The following is a 24,335-nucleotide window of genomic DNA, read 5'->3' on the forward strand; positions in this document are numbered from 1 at the left end:
CTACGGTTGACCCGCTAGCCTAGCCAGCCTGCGGTAAGCAGGGCAAGGGTAGACAGTTGGCCATGTTGATACGCTCCTACAGCTGCCGCGTCGGCCTGGCCCAGGATGTAACATCGGCCGTAGCTTTTTCATCCGGCAGAACCGCCGAAAAGAAAAAGGCCTACGTTCTGCAACGTAGGCCTTTGATTATCTGGTGGGCCCACACGGACTCGAACCGTGGACCAAAGGATTATGAGTTGCTGGGCGACCGTGTATGCCTAGTGAAGTCGTTCTTAGCTGAACGTAGGTTGGCATAGCTGGAGGCCCTGTAGTATATGGCGTTGAGTGTAGTTTAAATTAGTTTACAGAAGCTAGGTACCGTACCGTAGCTGTACCGATTTTCACTGCCGATGATTCTACGATGCTGACGATCTCCCAGCTCTAGAGTGCCAAAAGGTGTCTGCTCTCAAAGCCATACTAGCGGCATTTGTCAGCAGCACCCTGCTGCGAGGAATGTGACCAGCCCCTATCGACAGGTTCTTTCCTAGGGGCTCGTAAACTATCCAAAGTCACTTGGTCCATGAAGGGACCGAGATGTAAGGTAAGGCCTCACCGTCCCGCAAAGTCATATCGGCCTCTAACCAGTCATAAAATGCCGGAGAGCAGAGCAGGTCAAGCTTCTCTACCGATGAAAAAGGCTGTTGGTGTCCATTGTTGAAGAAAGAATTTGCTCGCTCAACAATCGCTTTCCCATCAGCAAAATATTTACTGAAGTTAGCGATGAAGTCGCTGTCGACATCCTTGCTTATGCTTTGCGTGATAAGTTGCCAGAATTTGTTTCGGCTTTTAAGATGTCCAGCCAATCTCTGATTATGAGTATTATTGGCGATATTGGTATGATCGACTTGAACTGCGGCGCAGAGAGTCTGGTCCAAGCTTGCTTCGTCGACAGTTTCAACGATCGGGAGGTATGCCACTAGCTGTAAAGGGACAGGCAGCATTTGAGGTCTAGGCTTGCCTTCAAGCATATTATGAGGATCAATATCTGCGATTACCAATGCCTGATCGATTTCGCTCAGCGGATCATGTTTGCTGTTGTAGTAAATTCCTTTTGACCAGCCATGGTATGGCGTAATGGTATCAATGTAACCGTGAGAGCCTGACCCTGTTTTCCAGCTTTCTCTGCCAATAAAGCAACTGCCACCCTTAAGTCCAGATCCTACGCCATTGATAAATACAGTTGTAGTGCCGGCCGCAAGCAAACCTGCTTGGCCTGCTATCCAATAATCAGCAGTGCGAGTGGTCGCGGCAGGCACGATCAAAATTGATCGTTTAGAGTCGGCTCCACCAGGCTTGGAACAGACCGAAAGCCATTTAGACAGCAGTGTTAAATCCGCCCAAGCTTGAGTTTCTGCAGCGCCGAAGCCAAATCGTGTACACATTGAAACATAATCTCTTGCCATCTCTGGAATGTTGGTGGGGCTCGTGAAAAGGAAAATCTCAGAGCATATAAGTTCCATGAAATTAGCAAGTGGTAACTCTGTGTTTGCTAACAGTTTAACAACGCCATCAGCGTCCAGGTCCCAATTGGCACGTCTCAATTCATCGATTATTTTTCCGGGCATGAATAGGGGGGTGAGAGGATCAGTTCCAGGCCGAATGAACTCATTTAGAGCTACTGATCGGTATTTCTTTGATCTGCCCCATTGCAATACAATGCCCTTGTCAATTTTGTCACTTAAAGATATAGCGTCTTCATTTGTTGTGGGTGCGAGCGGTTTGAGGCATTCTGCGATATCCCGCGGTACAGGCCACAAAAGGTTGAGGCTCGCGCTTTGTTTTAGGAGTGGGGGGCGAGAGTCGAAAGCTAAATATGTTCCTGCTAAAACGGCTACTGTTTTTCCAGGTAAGCACTCATCTTTTAACCACTCAACAGTCTCTGCACGGACTGAGTATTCAGGAAGTATCAGTAAATCCACACCAAATGACTGGCATGCATTTACTGCGTTGAGCAATAATCGCCGTCGACGAAGCTCGCCCCAGCTGGGTAGGGAAACATTTTCGTTAATCCATAGATGGTTTTGGCCGGCAGATTCAGTTGCATTTAAAAGTGCTTGATAGGAAGAGCTATTTATCCCTTTTAGTTCTTTTAATACTGCTGTCTTACACGCAGAACTGAAAGGCCATTTTTGAGGGGTGGTCTCCACCATCGGGTGTGCATAGCTCAGTTCTTGGTCCCACTGCAATATAGCTACACGAACATGAGCAGGGTTCTTGTTAGATTTTCTATCACTCCAAGCATTTAGCTGGCTATTCCGAAATGAGTTCTTTCGGGAGTTGAACGTTGCGTCAGTGAACGGGGGAGGGGCATTGCGCGTTGTACTGCGTCCCGTATCTATTTTATCAACGCTGACGTCAGTGCTAGTTGGTGTTGGTTGTGGGGCAGCGAAAGCAGCCTCCGACTCGGTTCCAGTTCCCGTCCTATTTTCAATCGCGTCAAGATCCGGCGAGATATCTATAGATACGCCTTCAATACCCTGCTGGCTAGGGGCTGACGCAATGTTGTGCTTGTGATCTACATTTTTGGCCTCGCCACAAAGTGATTGCAAGTCCTTGTGTAGCGCAATTGATGCGAACGGTTCACCCAGTACTGAGATAGAAAGCAGACGTTGACTGTTTTTGTCGTAAATCTCGCTCCATACGCGTACGATTCTACCGTCTTGATCAAAACACTCCTCAACGCGGCGGGCACGCAATGGATATTGCGAAATCATCCATGGCTTTATATCCCATGCAAGACCTCTTGAGTCAATGAAGCGTTTGGATTGAGCATTGAAGCCGTATGATTGTTGCGTAACCAAAATTACTTGGAGTCCAAGCGCGGAATCTAAGTTTTTGATTAGGCCGCAGATGCTCTCCAGTAATTCTATATTAAGGGTGTCGAAAGCTTTTTCGCCAATATCAAAGAAAGGCCAGTCGCTTGCATCCACCGTAGTTGAGTCTTTAGTAGTGAGGCCCGCTAGTGCTGTAGCGTGTTTTCTTATCTCGGTGCTGATTTCTTCTGAGATTTGTGGCTTGCCGTCGTCGTCCAACCTCATTCGGTGCCCGAGATGTGATACGAGTACCCGGAGTTGGTCGAGTAGGCTTACATTCTCATCACCAGTTTTATCTATTGCCCCAGATTCGGATAAAACTGCTGCGGCAGGGGGAAGCTCCCATTCCGCTGGGAAATCGAATCCTTCAAAGCGTGCGAACCCTCCGTGACTTCTTAATGAGGCTATAATCCCCCGTAGAGCAACAGTTATACCAATGCATACAACTCCAGCTCGAAAAATTTTCCACGCAAAAATTGGAGAGAGTTTTTCTTCTTCATCCATCGACCATATACTTCTGGCAAGGGTCAAGACTCCACTCAGATCTCTCCTCAGGTCATCGACTGCTTTAGTCGGTGCAGCAATTTCCTCGCCTATGCTCAAGGGTAGTTTCGTTAGAACTCTATCGGCTACCGCACGTAGAAATACCGTAAGCTCTGTTACTTCAATGTTTTTCTCATAGCGGACGCGCATTCCCGCAGTTTCAGTTTCGGTAGCAAGCAAATGCATTAGCTGCATCTTTTCACTATCTGAATCTTCCGGGAAACACTCCAATAATTCAAGTGCACGCTCAACACTTGCCGGAAGAAAACTTGGGGGCATAACGCGTCGCCCGATTTGTGAGTTGGCAAAGGCGCCCCTTAGTTTACGAAGTTGGCTTCGTAGCACGTACTGAGAGGGCGCGGCTAGCGTTGTCTCATCTAAAGGTATTTCGGATTCGGAGGAGCTAAATTTGGCAATGTCGTCGTGCAAGCCTAGGTAGTCGCTGAGTGCAACCCCTGCCCGCCATAATTGGGCTTCGTATATCGGTATCTCAATGGTTCTGAGGGCCCGCCCCCCGTCTCTTACAAATGCGCGGTTTCCTACCTCTCCTTTTGCTACGCCCTCACAAATTAGGTAGCAGCGCCCAGATGTCGTATCTGTGGCAAGGTATGGCCAAGCAGGTATGAGTTCTAAACTATCATTTTGCCTCTCGTATTCAGCCATTATCACCACAAGGGCTCTATATAGCGAGGCTACGTGCTTTAATCCTTGAATTGCGGAAGGAATGCCGGTAGACGGTTTCTCGAATATCTCCAGCACGAGTTTTTTCGGAGCTTTTGATGTTGATCTAAGTATAGCGGATTGAGTTTGGGCATCGGTGTCCCATGTGGGTGTATACACAGCCACGCCCGCAGCATCTGCGCCAAAAAATTCTAAAAGTGTGGTATTGGGTTTGGTTGCATTTATTTCATAACACTCAAACGAGCTGATTTTTTTGATTTTGTTTTCTGCGGAACTATCGATCTGGCAAGCGACTATACGTTGCTGATTGATGCCAGGAAGAGGGGGCATGACTAATAATTTGCTGCCAGCTTCTAGAGGGCAGAGTAAACACGCTCTATTTGAGAGGATCTGTATTATGCTTTCCCGGGGGACCAATGCGACCAAAATCTGAATTGCTAAGCCAGAGTATCGGTTCTCTGTTTTTGAGAAAAACTCAAGATCGCTATCGTTGCCATCGGATGGCAGTAAATACCGGAAGAAGTTATAAGACTCGGCGTGATTAGGTCTGATGCTCTTGGCTATAGATTGGTACTGAGTGACATATGAACTCAATGGGTCGGAACCGCTGGCCTGATCCGCGAGCATGAAATCTTCCACTGCGGCATGGAACCAGTTGAAGGGTTGCCAGGAGCGAATATACATTGATCGCTCAGCGTAGGATTTAGTTCTACGGACCGGTACTCCGCACGATTTCGACGCTTTCCATTCGAGGAGATCTAGTCTTTTATCTATCTGGTGCTTAAGCTTAGAATCGCTTTCAAGAGCATGCAGTTTGAACCGCTCTCCAAGCACGGTTTTAGCTAGAAAAGAGATACGTTTGTGCCGAAGTGAGTTTTCTGAAGCAGTTAAACCTGATTGCAGGCTATTTTTATGATCTATGAGCTTTTCCAGTCCCTCAAGTGCGAAAAGATTTGGTGCTTCCCATCCGAAACTATCCGGGTTTAACTGCCATCCACATTCTTCGGTACATTCCTTCCAATAGCGATCATAAAGTTCCCATGCTAAGTCTGCAGCATCGCTTGGATCAATGTCAGCTAAGAGGAGGTCGGATGCTACAACGTACCAGATGAGCCTTGCTCCTTTTGCAAGCTCGCTAGAACGCAAATCCATCGCCAGAAAAGAAGTTTTTACTGTTTGCAAGATTATTTCTACTGGGCTTTTGTATATCTCCCAGTTTGATAGCAACTGCAGCGCAGATTGTCTATCTGAAGGGGGAGTTCCTGACCAGAACTCCCACCCCGCTTCACCATCGCCCGCCAAGGGTGGTTCCCAGGCCGGACCAGACGCCTCTAAAGCTCGCCCTTGATTTGCATAATCTGCAAACTCATCAGCAGACATTGGCGGAATAGCGTCGGCTTTCGCGACCAACGCCAGGTCTAAGCTCCGAGTTTTCTGATCAACTATCTCTCTCAGCTCCTCAAGAAGTACGGAGCTGCTAGCTAACAAGACTATGTCATCTACATACCTTGCATACCCGAGATGAGTTTCCCCGTCTACATTGTATTTGTTCATCATTTCCAGTGCCGCGAGATCTACTGGAAATAAAGCTACTGAACCTAACCATGCTGAGATTACTGGACCTTGAGGAATACCGCGTAAAGGGTCTGATTTATTAGTTCTCCCATTCTCCGGGCTAAGGTAGGGGTAGCCAAAGAGCATGTCACATAGTTGTTCGACAATTATCGCAGATTTGTCTGCTGCTTGATCTGCAGCGGCTTGTATTTTCATGAGCTCAGCAAAAGCCGGTGCATTATCAGCAACAGTTTCCAAAGCTTGTTGTATAAATGGTTGAATGCTATCTCTTACGACGTGTCTGCGGATGCGGTCGTAATATCGACTGACATCTAAACGGATAACGTGCACATAACTTATTTCTTTGGCTTGATTTTTAAGGGACTGCATGAAATCTCGCCAGCATTCCAGGAACGGACGGAACATTCCCTGATCTGTAGCTGGCTGCCTGCCCTCAATGACCTCCATATCGATTTGATAGGCGAAACTTAACGTCTTTTCAAGTGTGAAAGGTTGGGTTTCATTGGAGGGGTTGGATATTCCTGTTGTAACAGTTTTTCTTTCTTCACGGTAATAGCGGACAGCTGGAATACACTGACTGAAAGCTGTAGTGCCGAGAGCGGAAGCATCCCAGCGTTCTGTAAGTAGCTCATTTAGTATGTACTGATGCGCTATTAAATCCTCAGGTTGAGGCATTACCTTTAATCTCGGCTCCTCTGCACCGAAAGACCTCGGCACCCATACCGCTTCAAACGGGTCGATGGGGCCATGTATTTCGTTAGCCAAGCGTTCAGTGAGTAATAGGTTGAATGCGCTCGCCGCAATGTCCAACCTCTCCCATTTTGATTCCTCGCAGGGCAACTCTCCTCTCCTGGAGCCCATATAGGCGAGCAGTCGAGCGTGGTTTAGTCTAGTGCCTGAGTTGGTAAGGTAGCATTCCGAAGAAGCGGCTTCAGTCGCAATGTCAACACTTAAGAAATCAATCCATTCTGTTTGAGCAGCCGAGTCAAAGTCTGTTCGGTCATTTGCAAATGGCTCATTTAGTCGGGAGTGGGAGTTACCTAAAACCTTCCGAAGTTCAGCGCGGGTTTTTTCAAATGATCTGTACTTCCGAGAGCGGGCGGCGCTGTTCCATTTTGGGTTTTCAAGCAGTTCGTCGGCATGGACACCAAACTGATTTGCTAGTACTGCTACTACGGGACCATAGGTGGAAACTTCGATAAGTGAATTGACCTGCGACGCGGACAGATTTCTCAAATATTCGTCGGGATCTTTTATGCTTGTGTTTGGATGGTCTAAGCTTGTAAGTTGAGAGGTAGTAGGCCATATGAATAGCACATCAAAGTTGGCGCCTAAAAATTTCAGGACAGCCTCGGATGCTCCTCTTAATCCCGCTTCATCTCGATCAAAACAAATACAGATTGTCAAAGAGGCTAGCTTTGAAGGGAGCGTGTCGCTTAGTCTTTTGATAATTTGAATTTGTTCTTTGCTAATAGAGGTTCCCATTACTGCTACTGCAGGAAGTCCCAAGCTTTCCAATCTGAGAGCGTCAAAAAATCCCTCGCAAATATATAAGCGTAGATTTGTTTCGCCTCGCTTTACTAGGGCTTTGAGTGTGGTTGTAGCTTGCTCTATTCTAAAGATGGCCTTGGATTTTGGAAAGTTTTTTGAAAATAGATATTTTGCTGGCTGCTCATCTACCGCACGGGCAGCAATTCCCAGGATTCTTTTTTGATCGTCTCTTATCGGGAATACGATTCGATCGCCTGCAAAGAAGTCTATGTAATTGTTGTCGTGACTTGATTGTAGATTTAGGTGGTAGGTTTGGTAGCCTGAGTTTGGAAGTATTTTGCGTATTAAGTTTGCATCTTCCAATGTTGCTGCTAGCTCACGTCTTGATCCAAAGTCTTTTTTTGAGGAGACATGTTTAGATAGTGAGTTTTTGTGTGCGTATATGAAGCCCGCATCTTCCATGAAAGCTATATCAAATTTGCGATCAGCTACCCATTTAGCTAGTTTTGGCTTATCATTGCTTAATTGGTATAGTTTGTAAGCTTGCGCAAGCCCCGTGCCTTCTGGCAGCTCGGGCTGCATACCTTTGTTTTTTCTTGTCCTGTTTACCGGAACGGTAGTAGAGTTTGGGGAAAGCCACTCTAGTGCTCCTTTGAAATCGATATGAAGGACTCCCTTCACAAGATCTATTGCATCTCCATGTTCACCGCAGGCAAAGCAGTGATAGTGCTGTCCAGAGTTATCTCTGCTCGTATCAATCAGAAGGGAAGGAGTTTTATCGTCATGGAACGGGCACAGCGTAAGCTTGCGCGTAGCGGACTCGCTCCTGAGCGCCATCCCTAATCTTTCTGCCACCTTGTCGATTTCGATCTCAAGCAGCAATTTCTCAACGTTGATACGGGGCATTCCGACTCCTTTCGATGTGGACCTGATGGTGGGCAGAGATGCTGCCAGAGCCATCATATCTTCATATCTGTCGGTCGCCCATGTCACCTTCTATCGCTGACTTCAGCCTGGAGGTCTATTGCTCCTGGTCTTGCCGATCAAGCCAGCGCGGTTTGACCTAGCGGCATACAGAATTCAGTTGCGTTCACCTACATCCCAGGGGGTAGGGTCAAGTGGGCAAAGCGGCTCACAAAGGAGGAGCGCTCAATGAATCATGCTCACCGGGCAGCGACGGCTTATGCGGCTTCAACACCGCGCTTAGCTTGAAAAATCCCAGATTACGAGTTGGAGGAGCTGTGGAAAGCAGATGTCAAAACGTTTGTTCCATGTGGAGCGCATCGGGTCTTCAGGGACGTGATGTTCGTGGAGGCACAGGGAGCAGATTTTATCTTTGGAATCGAGAATGAGGATGGTCGACCATGAGGCGTCCGCGCAGAGGCGAGCGTGCTTGTAATCTCATAGCCAAGGCTCAGCCGCCGCAGGTACTCAGCGACCGTCAGGCTCGCCTTGGATGCGTTTTCTTTAATGGTTAGCTCCTCACTCGGTAATACCGGCACACGTAAATGCTTTCCGTGTTTACGTGTATCTCTCAGCTTCATTGCGGTTCATGGTCTGACCACTCTTTGGTGTTCACAGAGTCGCGGCAGCGACTGCCTCGCAGAGCAAGACAGCATTGAGCGCCGAAGGCGCGAATACGCGAGAGTGAAATTAGATAGCCGACTTGTCGGTTAGCTAACTTCACCTGTCTTGCCCTGAATATTCGTATGGCTGGCATGAGTGTCAGCAGCGACCTCGGGTAAACAATAGGGTTGCTACAGCGTTCAGCTATGACGTGATCGCTGAAACAACGGCAGTGATCGAGTATTGAACGCCTGGGCAACGATTGTTCGGCTCAGCAACGGTGTGCAATAGCTATTGAACGCCGCAGTGTACGGGTAGCAATCTCTTGGCGTAGCGACGAAATGCTTGATAGCCAAAGTCGATAGATCCCTCATCATGCAAGGTCGTCCATATTCCTAACAAAGACCAACCACCTGCAATCGCTTGCAAAATATCCTCGCGTAGCAAGATGAACTGGGCCAAGTTGGTAGCAGGGCTTGAGGGCGGATAGGTTGCGGCTACTCGTTCCGCGATCCGTACAGTAAGTGGCTTCATTTCAACCTCCTGGACGACTATGTCTCAGAGCTAGGCTCTGGCCCCTCAACTGTCAAAATCCGAACTGGTGATAAGCCAGAGCTAGACCTATTTATCTTTAACTTCTTTAAATATTCCTTTCCTACGGTAGACCGACCCTCGTTCTTGACAGTTGAGGGGCTTTCTCTCGGAGTTGCTGTCGGGGTCCTTGGGGGCGCGTTATCGGCGCTAGTTGGCTCCCATGCAGAGGATTGATCCTTGAAGTTGTAACTGCCATCTCGATATCGCTTGATCACTCCGTGGAACCACCTTATCGCTGTGGTTTTGATCGATCCTGCTTTGATGGCAGCTGAGAGCTCGTTCAGCATCCGCTGCTGGTCCACGGGTGCAACCAGCTCCAGCGCCTTGAAAATCTGGCTCCTGGTTTCCGCGGAGACCAATGCCGCCAACCGCAGTGGTGGATCCCCGGCCTCTAGGGCTGAGTCGAGTGACGTAGTAGTTTTTTTATTTTTTGGTTTTATTGTTTGTTTAGTATTTATATGTGCTTGTTTCTCCAGATGCGGCTGATCCGTCTTCGGATTATCCATCTTTGGATTTTCGCAATATGGTGCAGAGTCGGTCCTTTCAGATGGTTCGTCAGAGATATGCCACACCGTTTTTGCGAATCGACCTCGGGAGTCGTGGGTGCGCTCGATGCTCAAATAGCCAGCGGTCTCAAGCTCATGCAGGCCGCTCCTGGTTGCGGCTGCACCAGTGCCATTTTTCTTGGATAGCGATTCCATTGTCAGGTATGAACAGCCTGGGGGTAGGGACAGCAATTTCACCAATAATCCTAACGATTTCCAGCTTAGGTTTTTGTCATTTATTACATCGTTAGGGATAATTGTGAAATGACTGGATACCTTCCTTTTTACAATTAGGGATATAGACATCGTCGTCAGCCCTGCTCGAGAACCTTGGCTACATCTGCGGTTCTAAAGTAAATCCTTCTGCCAATTCTGACCTTGCAAGGAAGAAATTTTCTCGATACCTCATTGTCGCCACTCAGGCTGATTCTCAGGCCGTCCTTGCTTCTATGTAATACCTCTGCAAGCTGCTCAAGGGACAAAAGTGGAGCCCCAGAGAATAAGTCGCGTATGTATTCTTCCGTGGTCATGTTAGGTGTCCTCCGCTTAATTTCGGATATCCTATGACACCTAGCGCGATTTTTAAAAGTATTTTTTCAAACTCCACTTGACGGTGAAAAAGTTTAGCTATAGTGCCTCTTGGTTTTTTAGTTAAACTTTTCCAGGGTTGTGGTTTTTTAGCGGCTAAAATTTATTTTCAGCTTGTGGGTCGCGATAAAAGAGCTAAGGACTTTAGCTAAACTTCCTTTTGGAGTTTAGCTAAACTTTTCTTTCTTTTTGACATGCTATCTAGTCGGGCAACTAGATCCTCGGAGCGTAAGTGCGTATATCTTTTCAACATTTGCATTGATTTGTGGCCGCTGATGCTCGATACCTCCTGGTCGGAGAGACCGCCCTCCACAAGGCGGCTTACCGCCTCATGTCTCAAGTCGTGAAATCTGAAGTCGGATAGCTGTAGTTTCTTGACCAGTAGCCCCCAGATTTTTGTGAACGCATAGGGGCGACGTTTCCCGTCCTTCCCAGGTTCACCAAAAAACACCAGATTGCAATCGCTAGGGCGAGCGGGATTCATCATCGCGGCTTTGAAAAGCGCAGTCGCTCGCTTGCTCAGTGGCACAGTTCGTTGACCATCATTTTTCGTGTCAACGAGTCTTACGATGCGTCGCTCTGTATCCACCTGAGGTCTGCGTAGCGACGCGATTTCACCTGAGCGCATACCAGTTTCCAGAGCGATGCCAACGATCCACCCAAGCATTGGATTGCTATGCCGATTCACCTCTGCGAACAGCCGCCGTTCCTCATCCGGCGAGAGTCTACGATTGCGACCCTCCCCGGGGCTTGGCTTGCGTATATTCAACACGGGGTTAAACGTCAGGCCCAGCCCCCATTCTTGGATCGCGACCGTGAAAACGTGGCTCAGTAGAGCCAGCTCCAGGCGAACGGTGTTGTTGCTGGTCGTGCCTGCGCGGCCTGGCTCGTTAAGGCGCTTGTCGCGATAGTTGGCAATGGTTTCAGCGGAAAGGGCTGCGAGAGAATACTTGCCCAGATGCTCCGTTAGCTTTTTAGCCTTGGAGATCTCACCGCGTTGAGTTGTAGGCTTCTTTGTAGGTGTAATGTCGGTCAGGTAGCGCTTGAGCGCTATTTCAAGCGTCATGCGCTCGGAGCCGCTGCGCTGGATGTACACACCGCGCACCATCTCGTCTTCGGTGCGTCGTGACCAATCCTCAGCGTCGCGTTTAGTGCGGAAGGTTTTGGCATTGGTCGGCCATCCGGTCTTGCGGATAACGGCCTTCCAGGTGCCGGCAGGGGTTTTGACGATTGTAGCCATCTGAAGGACTCCAAAGGCGTGCAAGCGAAGCCGCACTGTACCTAATTTGTACCTTTAGACCATAGGACTGTATCTGAGGTGGTTCCGCCAAAAACACGAAAGCCGCGCAGTGCGCGGCTTTGAGTATGGTGGGCCCACACGGACTCGAACCGTGGACCAAAGGATTATGAGTCCTCTGCTCTAACCGACTGAGCTATAGGCCCTCAGTAAGTGGCCGGATTATAACGAGGGTTTCGCACCTGTGCCATCTGAAAGATCCGATAGTGCTATGCGAAGAAACGTCGCCGCGAACTCGTCCGGGGGTAGGGGCAGGCTGACGATGTAGCCCTGGATCTGCTCACAGCCTTCTGCCGCCAGGAACCGTTGCTGGGCCTGGTTTTCCACGCCCTCGGCAATGATGGTCAGCTGCATGCTGCGGCCCAAGGCGATGATGGCGCGGGCGATGGCGGCGTCATGAGGATCGTCGGGCAGCCCGCGGATGAACGACTTGTCGATCTTGAGAATGTCCAGCGGCAGGCGCTTGAGGTAGCTCAGCGATGAATAACCGGTGCCGAAATCGTCGATGGCCAGTTGCACGCCCAGTTTCTTCAGCTGGTACAGCACGGCCAAGGCTTCCTCTGCCTGGCTCATGATGAAGTTTTCGGTGATTTCCAGCTGCAGGTCACCGGCTGTGAGCTGGTAGTGCTTCAGCAACTGTTCGATGCGCCTGGCAAGATGGGGATGGCGCAGCTGGGCGCCGGCGAGGTTTATCGACAACGGGCCGAAGGGTTCGTAGTGCATCTTCCACGCCTGCATCTGCCGGCAGGCCTGCTCCAGTACCCAGTCACCGATCTGGAGGATGGTGCCGTTCTCTTCCGCCAGGTGAATGAAGTGCTCTGGCGGCACTTCACCAAAGGTCGGGTGGCTCCAGCGTATCAGCGCTTCGGCACCGACCAGGCTCTGTGTCTTGAGGCTGAGCTTGGGCTGGAAGCACAGGCTCAGTTCGTTGCGTTCGATGGCGCGGCGCAGTTCGTGCTCCAGGGCGATGCGTTCGCTGGCCTGGGCGGTGAGGTCGAGGGTGTAGGCTTCGACGCGGTTACGGCCCTTGGCCTTGGAGCGGTACATGGCGGCGTCGGCGTTGCGAATCAGTGTGGCAACGTCGGTGCCGTCCTGTGGATAAAGGCTGATGCCGATGCTGGCGCTTGTGAAGAACTCATGCTCGCCAGCCTGGAACGGCGCGTTGAAGCAGGTCAGCAGCTTGTTGGCGATGGCGCTGGCGTCACTGGGTTTGTGCAGGCCGGGCAGCAGGATGATGAACTCATCGCCACCCAGGCGGGCCACGGTGTCGACATCACGCACCTGCTCCTTCAAGCGTTGGGCGATGCCCTTGAGCAGCAGATCGCCGACTGGGTGGCCGAGGCTGTCGTTGATGTGCTTGAAACGGTCGAGGTCAAGGAACAGCACCGCGCCCTTGCGGTTGGAGACCTGCGCGCAGGTGAGCGCGGCCTGCAGGCGGTTCTCGAACAGGGCACGGTTGGGCAGGCCGGTCAGTGGATCGTGGTGGGCCTGGTAGTCAAGCTTGGCCTGGGCGTGCTTGAGGCTGGAGATGTCGGCGAACACAGCGACGAAGTGGGTAATCTCGCGCTCGCTGTTGCGCACGGCGCTGATGGTCAGCCAGCCGGGGTACAGTTCGCCGTTCTTGCGCTTGTTGTAGATCTCGCCTTGCCAATGGCCTTCATCGGTCAGCTGGTGCCACATGGCGGCATAGAACGCACTGTCGTGCTGGCCGGAGGCGAGCAGGCGTGGGGTCTGGCCGAGGGCTTCGATCTCACTGTAACCGGTGATTTCGCTGAAGGCGCGGTTTACGGCACTAATGTGCTGGTCGATGTCGGTGATCAGCACGCCTTCGGCGGTGTTCTCGAACACGGTGGCGGCCAGCTGCAGCTTTTCCTGCATCAGATGGCGCTCGGTGATGTCGCGGGCGATGGTCAGTATGCAGTCGTCGCCAGCAATCGGCAGCGGCCGTGCAGAGAGTTCGCAGAGGCGAATCTGCCCGTCGCTGCGGCGCAGGTGGCACGTGAAGTCGCGTACGAAGCCGTCGCGGTTTAGCTGTTGGACCAGACGCTTGCGCTCGTTGAGGTCGACCCAGATGCCCAGGTCCAGCGAGGTCTGGTCGATGGTCGGGCTGAGGTCATAGCCGGTCAGGCGGCAGAAGCCTTCGTTCACTTCGAGCAGCAAACCGTCGCTCTGGCGTGACAGCAGCAGGCCATCGGGCGAGGCATGGAAGGCCTTGGCGAATTTCTCTTCCGAGGTTTGTAGCTGCTCCTGGGTTTCCTTGAGCTGGCTGATATCGCGTACCGCCACCACGAACGCGAGGTTGCCGTCGAGTTCAAAGGTTTCGGCCGAGGTCAGGCCGGTGAAGAGTTGGCCGTTGCTGCGGCGGAAGCTCATTTCCAGGTTGCGGATACCGCCTTGGTGCAGGCGTTCGAGCAGCCGCGGGCCGTCGCCTTCGACGCCCCACAGGTTGAGTTCGGTGGCGGTGCGGCCAATTACCTGGTTCGGGGTGAGGCCGATCTGCTCTTCGAAGGCCTCGTTCACCTCCAGCAGGCAGCCGTCGCTGTGGCGGGCGATCAGCAGGATGTCGGGGCACTGCTGGAACACCGAGGCGAACTTCTGTTCGGACAGGCGCAGGGCGTCCTCGGTGCGCTTGGTCTCGCTAATGTCGATCATCAGGCCACGCATCACCGGCTGGTGGCCATGCTCGATCATGCTGACGATGTTGCGTACCCACAGTGGCTGGCCATCGGCTCTGATCACCCGGTAGTCGAGGCTGTGGTCGCGGCCGGCGGCAGTCTCGCTGTCGCAGTAGGCCTGGGCCCAGAGGGCATCCTCCGGGTGCAGGATGCTGCGCCAGAAGCCAGGTTTGAGCCAGTCGGCCAATGGGTAGCCGAGCAAGCCTTCTGCGTGGGGCGAGACGTAGCTGTAGGTGAAGTCGTTGGCGTCGGCCTCCCAGGCTATGGCGGACAGGCTCTCGACCAGGCTGCGATAGTGGTACTCGCTGCTGCGCAGTTCCTGCTCCAGGGCGATGCGCCGTGAAATTTCCGAACTGAGCCGGCGGTTGATGCGGATGACCGCTGCCAGCACGGCCATCAATACCAGCACCGTGGGCAGGCCATACACCAGCAGGTCCGACCAGAACATCCGTTGGTCGACCACATTGCCCACCCAGCGTTGCTGGATCTGGCTGACTTCGCTGCTGCTCATGTCGGCTATCACTTTGTCGAGTATGCCGACCAGTACTTTCTTGTCGCGCGGGGCGGCCATGGCCAGTTGGTAGCGGTAGGGCGTTTCGCCGCTGACGTAGAGGCCGTCGAGCTTGAGCTGGCGCAGGCTCCAGATGCTTGAAGCGAGGTCACCGACCACGGCGTCCACTTCGTCGGTGGCCAGGGCCTGCAGGGTGGAGCTGACGTTAGGTAGAGCCACCAGGTTGAGGTCTGGGTGGTGGGTGCGCAGCAGTTCGTGCGGGGCGTAGTTTTCGACCACGGCGATCTTCAGGCCGTAAAGGTCGTCCAGGTTGCGCGGCTGTGCACCGCCTTTATGGGCGAGGATTACGATGGGGAAGTCGAGGTACGGCCGGGTGAAGGCCAGGTAGCCTTGGCGTTCGGGGGTGGACATGATGCCGGGCAGCAGGTCGATGCGGCTTTCGCGTGCTTGCGCCAGTACCTCGGTCCAGCTGCTGGGTTCGACCGGTTTGAGCGTCACGCCCAGGCGTTGCTGGATCGTGGCGATGTAATCGGCGGCCAATCCCTGGTACCGGCCCTCCTGGTCGCGAAACTCGAACGGTGGCCAAGAGGCGTCTACACCCAGGCTTAGCTGCGGGTGGGCAGCCAACCAGGCTTTCTCCTCGTCTGTCAGGGTCAGGGCGCCGGCCGCTGTGTTCCACAAAATCAGGAGCAGCAACAGGATGGCCGGCATCAGCGGCATAGCGGCCTCACATTCAAGTGGTATGAAGTCGAGTGTAGACGGGCATTGCTGTAGGTGTGCGGTGGAAGGACGGGCTTTGTGTTCTGGCTGTCGGAAGGGGGAGGTAATGAGGAAATGGGGCTGCTGCGCAGCCCATCGTCGGCAAGCCGGCTCCCACAGGGATCGCGCAGGGCCGGAAAAGAAAAACCCCGGCCTAGGCCGGGGTTTTGTCATCACTCGTCGAGGAAGGAGCGCAGATGCTCGCTGCGAGTCGGGTGGCGCAGTTTGCGCAACGCCTTCGCTTCGATCTGACGGATCCGCTCGCGGGTCACGTCGAACTGCTTGCCCACCTCTTCGAGGGTGTGGTCGGTGTTCATGTCGATACCGAAGCGCATACGCAGCACCTTGGCTTCGCGTGCGGTCAGGCCCGAGAGCACGTCACGAGTGGCTTCCTTGAGGCTTTCGACCGTGGCCACGTCAATCGGGGACTGCATGGTCGAGTCCTCGATGAAGTCGCCCAGGTGCGAATCTTCGTCGTCACCGATCGGGGTTTCCATGGAGATCGGCTCTTTGGCGATCTTCAGTACCTTACGGATCTTGTCCTCAGGCATTTCCATGCGCTCGCCCAGCTCTTCCGGGGTCGGTTCGCGACCCATTTCCTGCAGCATCTGGCGGGAAATACGGTTGAGCTTGTTGATCGTCTCGATCATGTGCACCGGAATACGGATGGTGCGCGCCTGGTCGGCGATCGAACGGGTGATCGCCTGGCGGATCCACCAGGTGGCATAGGTCGAGAACTTGTAGCCGCGACGGTATTCGAACTTGTCCACCGCTTTCATCAAGCCGATGTTGCCTTCCTGGATCAGGTCGAGGAATTGCAAGCCACGGTTGGTGTACTTCTTGGCGATGGAGATCACCAGACGCAGGTTCGCCTCGACCATTTCTTTCTTGGCGCGGCGGGCCTTGGCTTCACCGATCGACATGCGACGGTTGATTTCCTTGATCTCGGCAACGGTCAGGCCGGTTTCGGTCTCAAGGTCGATCAGCTTCTGCTGGCAAGCGACGATGGCAGCGTCCTTTTCACCCAGGGCGGCAGCCCATTTGGTGTTGCGCTTGGCCAGGTCACCGCTCCAGGTCTGGTCGGTTTCGTTGCTCGGGAACATGCGCAGGAAGTCGGCACGCGGCATGCGGGCATCACGCACGCACAGCTGCATGATGGCGCGTTCCTGCTGGCGCAGGCGGTTCAGGGCGTCACGAACACGCTCTACCAGTACCTCGAACTGCTTCGGTACCAGCTTGATCGGCATGAACAAATCGGCCAGGGCCTGCAGGGCGTCGATGCTTTCCTGGTGGGTGCGACCATTCTTCTTCAGAACCTTGTTGGTGGCCTGAAGCTGGTCGTTGACCGCGCCGAAACGCTGACGGGCGACTTCCGGGTCCGGGCCGCTCTCGGCCTCTTCCTCGTCGTCACCGCTTTCGGATTCGTCCTCGTCGTCGTCGGACTCTTCCTTCGCAGCGGCGGCCTTGGTGCCCGGGATCGGCACTTCTTCGGTCGGCGCGGCGATATTGTCGTCAGGATCGATGTAACCGCTGAGAACGTCCGACAGACGGCCGCCTTCGCTGGTGACACGGTCATATTCGCTGAGAATGTAGTCGACAGTGCCCGGGAAGTGAGCGATGGCGCCCATGACTTCACGGATGCCTTCCTCGATACGCTTGGCGATTTCGATCTCGCCTTCGCGGGTCAGCAGCTCGACGGTGCCCATTTCGCGCATGTACATGCGCACCGGGTCGGTCGTGCGGCCGATATCGGTTTCAACTGCCGCCAACGCAGCAGCGGCTTCTTCGGCCGCGGCTTCGTCGGTGTCGGCTTCCGCCAACAGAAGGGCATCCGCATCCGGAGCACTCTCGAATACGTTGATCCCCATGTCGTTGATCATGCGGATGATGTCTTCCACCTGTTCCGGATCTGAAATATCCTCAGGCAGGTGGTCGTTGACCTCCGCGTAAGTCAGGTAGCCCTGCTCACGACCGCGGGTGATCAACTCTTTGATACGAGACTGCTGTTGCGCTTTTCCGGACATAACACCCTATCCACTGAAGGTCTTGGCGGGCAAAAAACAAGCCGAGGATTATACCCGAGCATGGGCCTCACGCGCCAGATGAGGTCGGCGTTTGTGCGGGAACATTCCGGCTCAGCAGGGCGAGGAGCTGGGTTTTTTCCTCGCTGGTCAATTCGCTTTGACGTGATTTCCTGAGCAGTTGTTCCAGGCTGCGCTCGCGTTGGCGGGCGGACAAGCTAGTTATAGTGTCGAAAAACTGTTGTTCAAGGTTGTCGGCCACGATCAGCCATTCCTTTTCCGCCAAGGCCCGCAGCAGGCGCCCCTGTTCGGTGCCGTGCCAGCGTGCGATCAACTGCATAGAGCTTAGCCCAGGATTTTTCTGCGCGGCTTCGATCAGTGCCACCAGCAGCTGGCTGTACAAGTGTTCTTCATCGGCGAAGTGGCTGGCATCTTCCACCTTGCCGGCCAGCAGAGGGTGGTGCAGCAAGGTGCGCAGGGCGGCCAGGGTGGGCGGCTCGACCGGGGCCGGTACGCGTGGTGGTGCTTCGTCACGCTGCTGCCATGGCTTGCCACCCTTGCGGTTCTTGTCCCAGGGTTTGTCGCCCCACTGCTTCTTGCCAGCGCCCTTGTTCGGCTTCCACTCCTGTTCCTGATGAACGGGGGCGAAGTCGTGCTGCGGCATGTCGCCGTAATCGGGGGTATAGCTGGCCATGGCGTCATAGTCGTAGCCAGGGTCGTAGTCCGGCACGCTGCTGGTGGCCGGGGCGTGTTGCGCCAGTTGCTCGACCTGCTGCGGGTCGAGGCCGGTGATTTCCTTAAGGCGGTTGCGCATCAGCTGGCGCAGGTTGGCGCCGGGGATCTTTTCGATCAGCGGTGCGGCAAGGGTCGCCATGTGCGCCTTGCCTTCCAGCGAGCGCGGGTCGGCTTCGACGCTTAGCTGCTCGAAGAAGTAATCGGCCAGCGGCTGGGCGTGCTGGTTGATGCGGGCCATGAAGGCGTCGGTGCCTTCGGCGCGCACCAGGCTGTCCGGGTCTTCGCCTTCGGGCAGGAACAGGAAGCGCGCGCGGCGGCCGTCCTGCAGGTTCGACAGGGTCGACTCCAGGGCGCGCCAGGCGGCCTTGCGCCCGGCCTGGTCACCGTCGAAGCAGAACAGCACGCTGGGTACCACGCGGAACAGGCGCTTGAGGTGCTCTTCGCTGGTGGCGGTGCCGAGGGTGGCCACGGCGTTGCGCAGGCCCTGCTGGGCCAGGGCAATGACGTCCATGTAGCCCTCGACGACGATGATTTCGTCGAGGTTGCGGTTGTGCTTGCGTGCCTCGTACAGGCCGTAGAGTTCCTGGCCCTTGTGGAACACCGGGGTTTCCGGGGAGTTCAGATACTTGGGCTTGTCGTCGCCGAGCACTCGGCCACCAAAGGCGATGATGCGTCCGCGGCTGTCGCGGATCGGGAACATCACCCGGTCGCGGAAACGGTCGTAGCGCTTGCCGCTTTCGGCGTTTTCGATCAACAGGCCGGCATCGATCATCACCTTCTGCTGCAGGGTGTCGGCACCCAGGTGCTTGAGCAGGTTATCCCAGCCTGGCGGGGCGAAGCCCAGGCCGAAGTCACGGGCGATTTCCCCGGACAGGCCGCGGCCCTTGAGGTAATCCACCGCTGCCTTGCGGGTCGGGTGGCTGCGCAGGGCCTGGCGGTAGAACTCCGAGGCGGCGTCCAGCAGCGGGTACAGCGGCGAATCGGTTGGCTGGCGCGGCTTGTGGTCGCGGCGACCTTGCTCGCGGGGTACTTCCATGCCGGCGGCGCGGGCCAGCTCCTCGACCGCCTGGGGGAAGTCCAGGTTGTCGTGGTCCATTACGAAGCCCAGGGCGTTGCCGCCGGCGCCGCAGCCGAAGCAGTAGTAGAACTGCTTGTCGGGGCTGACCGTGAAGGAAGGGGTTTTTTCCTTGTGGAACGGGCAGCAGGCGGAATAGTTCTTGCCGGTTTTTTTCAGCTGGACGCGCGAACTCACCACGTCGACGATGTCGAGGCGGTTGATAAGGTCGTCAATGAAACTCTGGGGAATCAGCCCGGCCATGGCAGTCTCGTCATCTGGCAGCTGGCAAGTCTAATCGCTCACGCGCCGAATGGGGCGAGTGCCGCTTGGGAAAGTGCGAGGGAATGTGTGCTCGTCGCCAGCCCCTGAGGGCTCGTCAGTCGGACGTGCACGTCTGGTCATACAACAAGGAGGACCAGCTCTGACGTTTCAGGCAGGTTGCCCATGTGCAGTTCGCATGAAGCTTGTGCAGGGCCTTGAGCTAGCTGCTCAAGTTTGAAGCGACCACTGCCATCGCCCGGCGGTTAGCCGGGCAGGGCAGAAGCTTTGCGTAGAACGTCTGTATTAGTACAGACGAACGGCGCGGCGCTGTTCGCGCTGAACTTTCTTGGCGTGACGCTTAACAGCAGCAGCTGCTTTGCGCTTACGCTCGGCGGTCGGCTTCTCGTAAAACTCGCGGCTACGAACTTCAGCCAGTACACCGGCTTTTTCGCAGGAGCGCTTGAAACGACGCAGAGCTACGTCGAAGGGTTCGTTCTCTTTAACTTTGACGGCTGGCATCCAGGGCTACCTTAATTCATTACCGGGGTAGACGTGCTCCTGGCAAAACAAAGGTGTGCTGGAGAACGTCGGTTTTCAAGGGTTGCGGATGTTAACCCTTAGCAAGCCGGAATGCAAAGCCTCTGATCGAAAACCGCTGGTCGGCATCCGACACGGGGACTATCATGCGCGGCTTCGAATTCAGCCCCTACAAGGGACGAACCCATGCTAGTACTGGGATTGGAAACATCCTGCGACGAAACTGGCGTCGCATTATACGACAGCGAACGCGGTTTGTTGGCCGACGCGCTGTTCAGCCAGATCGACCTGCACCGCGTGTTCGGCGGTGTGGTGCCTGAGCTTGCCTCGCGCGACCACGTCAAGCGCATGCTGCCACTCATCCGCCAGGTGCTGGATGAGGCCGGCTGCGTCGCCACCGAGATCGACGCCATCGCCTACACCGCGGGCCCTGGCCTGGTCGGTGCCCTGCTGGTGGGGGCCTCCTGTGCCCAGGCGCTGGCCTTTGCCTGGGACATCCCGGCGATTGGCGTACACCACATGGAAGGCCACCTGCTGGCACCCATGCTGGAGGAAAACCCACCGGAGTTTCCGTTCGTCGCTTTGTTGGTTTCCGGTGGTCACACCCAGCTGGTGCGGGTCGATGGCATCGGCCAGTACGAGCTGCTGGGCGAGAGCCTGGACGACGCCGCCGGCGAAGCGTTCGACAAGACCGCCAAGCTGATCGGCCTGAACTACCCCGGTGGCCCGGAAATCGCCCGCCTGGCCGAGCGCGGCGTGCCTGGCCGCTTCGTGTTCCCGCGGCCGATGACCGACCGCCCGGGCCTGGAGTTCAGCTTCAGCGGCCTGAAAACCTTTGCCCTGAACACCTGGCAGCAGTGCCGCGATGCCGGTGACGACAGTGAGCAAACCCGTTGCGACCTGTCCCTGGCATTCCAGCAGGCGGTGGTGGAGACTTTGACCATCAAGTGCAAGCGGGCGTTGAAGCAGGCAGGCCTCAAGCGCCTGGTCATTGCTGGTGGCGTCAGCGCCAACAAGGCCTTGCGTGCGTCCCTCGAGGACATGCTCGGCAGCATCAAGGGCAACGTGTACTACGCGCGCCCGCAGTTCTGCACCGACAACGGCGCGATGATCGCCTATGCCGGCTGCCAGCGGTTGTTGGCCGGGCAAAAGCAGGACCTGGCAATCAGCGTGCAGGCACGCTGGCCGATGGAGCAGTTGCCGCCGGTTTAAGCGTTAGAAGTGCCGTTCGCGGCCTGCGAACAGGTCGCGAAGGTTGCTGCGGTGGCGCCATACGATCATCGCCGTCAGCACAGTGATCGGTAGCAGGGCCTCTGGCTCGCGCCAGGCCAGCAACGGCAAGGTCAGCGGTGTGGCGATCAGCGCCGCCAGCGAGCTGGTGCGGGTGAGGTAGAAGGTCAGCAGCCAGGCGCCAATGGCCAGCAGCGCGGCCGGGAAGTACAGGGCCATGAGCATGCCGGCGGCGGTTGCCACGCCCTTGCCGCCCTGGAAGCGGAAGTACAGCGGGAACAGGTGGCCCAGCACTGCGCAAACGCCAATCCAGGCCTGCGCTTGCAGGTCCAGGCCGGCACCGCGGGCGAGCAATACCGGCAACAGGCCCTTGCACAGGTCGCCAAGCAGGGTCAGGATCGCCAGTTTGCGGCCTGCCAGGCGTAGCATATTGGTGGCGCCGGCATTGCCTGAACCGCTGGAACGCGGGTCCGGGCTGCCCGTAAGGCGGCTGAGGACGATGGCGAAGGACAGCGAGCCGAGCAGGTAGGCGAGCAACGCCAGTAACCAAAACATGCTAACTATTCCGGGCGAGGACGCCTTGATTCTAACGGCGCCAGTCGCCCTTGTCGTGCTGTGGAGAGAAGTGCTTGGACAGAGTGTTCATCGAAGGCCTGGAAGTCGATACCGTCATCGGTGCCTATGACTGGGAGCGGGATATTCGCCAGTGCTTGCGCCTGGACCTGAGCTTTGCCTGGGATAACCGCCCGGCTGCGGCGGGTGACGACCTGAACCTGGCGCTGGATTATGCCAGTGTGTCGGCCCGTATCCAGGCGTTTGCCGAACAGGCGCGTTTCGAGTTGGTTGAAACTTTCGCCGAGCGCCTGGTGGCGACGCTGATGGAAGAATTCCACATCCCGTGGGTGCGGTTGAAGCTGACCAAGCCGGGTGCGGTACCGGCGGCCCGTGGCGGTGTTGGCGTGGAGATCGAGCGCGGATGTCTCTGAGCACGGTTTACCTGGGCCTTGGCAGCAACATTGATCGCGAGGTGCATTTGTGCGCCGGGCTCGATGCATTGGCAGGCATCCTGACCGACATGCGCTGCTCGCCGGCGTTCGAAAGCCAGGCGGTGGGGATCAAGAGCGGTCCGTTCATCAACTTCGTGGTGACTGGGCAGACTGCGTTGCCGTTGATCGAACTGGACCGCCGGTTGAAGTTCATCGAGGCCGACAATGGCCGCTATGCCCCGGACCGCAAGGGGCTGCCGCTGGATATCGACGTGCTGATGTATGACGACTTGCACGGCACGTTCGATGGGCTGGTGTTGCCTCGGGCCGAGATCCTGAAGAACGCCTTTGTGCTGTGGCCACTGTCGCTGCTGGCGCCGGAGCTTGTGCATCCGGGGGTAGGCAAGACAATGGCGCAGTTGTGGCAGGAGGCGCGGATTGATCAGGTGCTGGCGCCGGTTGCCTTTGAGTGGCGTGGGTTGCAGCTGACTCCCGCGTAAGCCTGTACCGGCCCTTTCGCGGCTAAAGCCGCTCCCACAGGTTTGGTGCGAGGCTCAGAAAATGCGCGGTTCCTGTGGGAGCGGGCGAGCCCGCGAACACCGGCGTAGCCGGTGCCATCCACTGAGTTGAGTTCTTCGCGGCCATGCTCGCTCAGGCTCACGCAGTCCCTGTGGGAGCGGCTTTAGCCGCGAAGGGGCCGGTATGTTCAACCGAGCTTGTAAGCTTCGAGGGCTTTCAGCCGCTCACTTTTGAGCGCTTCACCCAAGGCCTGGCCAGTCAGCCCTGCCTGCACCAACGGCTTGACATCCACTGCCCGCGCCGCCGCCGCTGCCTCTCGCAGGTAGTCGGCCTGTGGATAACCCGCTTTGCCCTCGCCCAGCGCTGTCATCTCGCAAGCGATCAGGAAGTCTTCGAACCGCTGTGGCCGCCGGTACACATCGAACTTCTGCAACAGCTCCAGCAGTGTCGTGGCAGGCAGCTCCTGCGCCTGGTTGCCCAGCTTCAGGCACTCACCCGTCAGCAGCGCCAGCTCCTGGCACTCCCGCGGCGCCTTCAGGCGCTGGTTGATGGCTTTGATCGCGGCTGATGCCAGCGACTGCAGCAGGCAGGCCCAGCGTACATGCAGGGGCTTTTCATGCATTGCCGCCTGTTCCAGCGCCGCCAGGGCCTGGGGGGCGTCACCAAGCTCTGGCAGCAGCTCCTGCAGGGCCCCACAAGCATGCAGCACCTGGAAGAACACCTGCGGCTGCGCCTCCATCAGCGCCCGCTCGATTTCCTTCCAGCTGCGCTCGGCGGTCAGCGCCTGCAATTCGCCAGAGGCACTGATCTGACGCATCAGCTCAAGCGTCTCATCGGCAACCCGGAAACCCAGCGGTGCATAACGGGCAGCAAAGCGCGCAACTCGCAGCACACGCAATGGATCTTCGGCGAATGCCGGGGAAACATGGCGTAAAAGGCGCTGGTCGATATCGTCCTGGCCATGATAGGGATCGTATACCGTACCCGTCTCGTCCTCGGCCATTGCATTGATGGTCAGGTCACGACGGATCAGGTCTTCTTCCAGGGTCACATCGGGGCTGGCGTGGAAAGTGAAGCCGCCGTAGCCCCGCCCGCTCTTGCGCTCGGTGCGCGCCAGGGCGTATTCCTCGCCGGTTTTCGGGTGCAGGAACACCGGGAAATCAGCGCCAACCGGTCGAAAGCCCTTGGCGTGCATTTCCTCGACCGTGGCGCCGACCACCAGCCAGTCGATATCGCTGACAGGGCGGCCGAGCAGGCGGTCGCGCACGGCGCCGCCGACTTTGTAGATGTGCATGTGCAGCTCTCCATAACT

General features: G+C 55.8%; 15 protein-coding genes and 1 tRNA gene. 3 read left to right on the forward strand and 13 right to left on the reverse strand.

Features of this window, described 5'->3' with window-relative positions:
* Nucleotides 1-548: 548 nt before the first annotated feature.
* The 11 genes from QN085_RS02075 to rpsU all read right to left on the reverse strand — a co-directional run bounded on the left by QN085_RS02075 (nt 549) and on the right by rpsU (nt 20,270).
* Nucleotides 549-8,048, reverse strand: a complete 7,500-nt coding sequence (locus QN085_RS02075; protein WP_164842892.1) for a CHC2 zinc finger domain-containing protein — start codon at nt 8,046-8,048, stop codon at nt 549-551.
* A gap of 317 nt (nt 8,049-8,365) precedes the next feature.
* Nucleotides 8,366-8,686 (reverse strand): plasmid mobilization protein, encoded by a 321-nt coding sequence (locus tag QN085_RS25905; protein WP_404691356.1) that lies wholly within the window; start codon nt 8,684-8,686, stop codon nt 8,366-8,368.
* A gap of 313 nt (nt 8,687-8,999) precedes the next feature.
* Nucleotides 9,000-9,242: a TraK family protein gene (locus tag QN085_RS25820; protein ID WP_161629586.1), complete on the reverse strand. Its 243-nt coding sequence runs from the start codon at nt 9,240-9,242 to the stop codon at nt 9,000-9,002.
* 17 nt (nt 9,243-9,259) lie between these two features.
* Complete coding sequence (locus QN085_RS02080) at nt 9,260-10,153, reverse strand: helix-turn-helix domain-containing protein (protein WP_174435896.1); 894 nt, start codon at nt 10,151-10,153, stop codon at nt 9,260-9,262.
* Nucleotides 10,154-10,158: 5 nt separating this feature from the next.
* On the reverse strand, nt 10,159-10,377 hold the full coding sequence (locus QN085_RS02085) for a helix-turn-helix domain-containing protein (RefSeq protein WP_028633554.1): 219 nt from the start codon (nt 10,375-10,377) through the stop codon (nt 10,159-10,161).
* 206 nt (nt 10,378-10,583) lie between these two features.
* Nucleotides 10,584-11,675 (reverse strand): site-specific integrase, encoded by a 1,092-nt coding sequence (locus tag QN085_RS02090; protein ID WP_023662785.1) that lies wholly within the window; start codon nt 11,673-11,675, stop codon nt 10,584-10,586.
* Between the two features lie 126 nt (nt 11,676-11,801).
* Nucleotides 11,802-11,878 (reverse strand) — tRNA-Ile (locus QN085_RS02095).
* 16 nt (nt 11,879-11,894) lie between these two features.
* Nucleotides 11,895-15,638, reverse strand: a complete 3,744-nt coding sequence (locus QN085_RS02100; protein WP_013970577.1) for a bifunctional diguanylate cyclase/phosphodiesterase — start codon at nt 15,636-15,638, stop codon at nt 11,895-11,897.
* Nucleotides 15,639-15,850: 212 nt separating this feature from the next.
* Complete coding sequence (gene rpoD / locus QN085_RS02105; RefSeq protein WP_013970578.1) at nt 15,851-17,701, reverse strand: RNA polymerase sigma factor RpoD; 1,851 nt, start codon at nt 17,699-17,701, stop codon at nt 15,851-15,853.
* A 67-nt stretch (nt 17,702-17,768) separates the two neighbouring features.
* Nucleotides 17,769-19,751 (reverse strand): DNA primase, encoded by a 1,983-nt coding sequence (dnaG, locus tag QN085_RS02110; RefSeq protein WP_013970579.1) that lies wholly within the window; start codon nt 19,749-19,751, stop codon nt 17,769-17,771.
* Nucleotides 19,752-20,054: 303 nt separating this feature from the next.
* A complete protein-coding gene (gene rpsU, locus QN085_RS02115; protein WP_003255575.1) occupies nt 20,055-20,270 on the reverse strand; it encodes a 30S ribosomal protein S21 in 216 nt (71 codons plus the stop codon).
* 204 nt (nt 20,271-20,474) lie between these two features.
* Between rpsU and tsaD the strand changes: the two genes are divergently transcribed.
* Nucleotides 20,475-21,500, forward strand: a complete 1,026-nt coding sequence (tsaD, locus tag QN085_RS02120; RefSeq protein WP_023661234.1) for a tRNA (adenosine(37)-N6)-threonylcarbamoyltransferase complex transferase subunit TsaD — start codon at nt 20,475-20,477, stop codon at nt 21,498-21,500.
* Nucleotides 21,501-21,503: 3 nt separating this feature from the next.
* Here tsaD and plsY read toward each other — a convergent pair whose 3' ends face one another.
* Nucleotides 21,504-22,073, reverse strand: coding sequence for a glycerol-3-phosphate 1-O-acyltransferase PlsY (gene plsY / locus QN085_RS02125; protein ID WP_004375186.1), 570 nt, complete (start codon nt 22,071-22,073; stop codon nt 21,504-21,506).
* A 74-nt stretch (nt 22,074-22,147) separates the two neighbouring features.
* Here plsY and folB point away from each other — a divergent pair, with 74 nt between their 5' ends.
* Complete coding sequence (gene folB, locus QN085_RS02130) at nt 22,148-22,504, forward strand: dihydroneopterin aldolase (RefSeq protein WP_004375185.1); 357 nt, start codon at nt 22,148-22,150, stop codon at nt 22,502-22,504.
* A complete protein-coding gene (folK, locus tag QN085_RS02135) occupies nt 22,495-23,004 on the forward strand; it encodes a 2-amino-4-hydroxy-6-hydroxymethyldihydropteridine diphosphokinase (RefSeq protein ID WP_013970583.1) in 510 nt (169 codons plus the stop codon). Before folB ends, folK begins: the two co-directional genes overlap by 10 nt.
* 206 nt (nt 23,005-23,210) lie before the next feature.
* Here the strand turns inward: folK and QN085_RS02140 are convergent, their stop codons facing one another.
* On the reverse strand, nt 23,211-24,317 hold the full coding sequence (locus tag QN085_RS02140) for a multifunctional CCA addition/repair protein (protein ID WP_023661235.1): 1,107 nt from the start codon (nt 24,315-24,317) through the stop codon (nt 23,211-23,213).
* Between the last annotated feature and the right edge of the window lie 18 nt (nt 24,318-24,335).

This window comes from Pseudomonas sp. M2(2023), from assembly GCF_030263955.1.
GTDB classification, from domain to species: Bacteria; Pseudomonadota; Gammaproteobacteria; order Pseudomonadales; family Pseudomonadaceae; genus Aquipseudomonas; species Aquipseudomonas asiatica.